General features: G+C 70.2%; 1 protein-coding gene. It reads left to right on the forward strand.

The window, feature by feature from the left end; all coding sequences use genetic code 11:
* On the forward strand, nt 1–191 hold a 191-nt coding region (locus U8525_RS34590), incomplete at its 5' end, for a transposase (RefSeq protein ID WP_374270991.1).
* Between the last annotated feature and the right edge of the window lie 101 nt (nt 192–292).

Consider the following 292-nt stretch of genomic DNA (forward strand, 5'->3'; position numbering starts at 1 on the left):
ACGGCCCCGCCTTCCTTTCCCACGTGGTGACGTCGAAGTGCGCGGACGCCATGCCCCTGCACCGGCTGGCCCAGCGGATGGAGCGCGGTGGGGTGCCCATGAGCCGCAGCACGCTGACGGACCTCTTGGGTCTGGCTCCCATCCTGATCACGCAGTCCGGTGGATCTGAGCACGCAGGGGGGCGAGCGTGAGAGCCATGGCGGCGTCCCAGCGCGCGGAGAGCACCAGGGCACGGAGGTCGAGCACCTCCTGACCGGACTGCTCTTTCCAGCGGCTGCCGGCGCGCTTCATG

This window comes from Corallococcus sp. RDP092CA (genome assembly GCF_041903675.1).
Classification (GTDB): domain Bacteria; phylum Myxococcota; class Myxococcia; order Myxococcales; family Myxococcaceae; genus Corallococcus.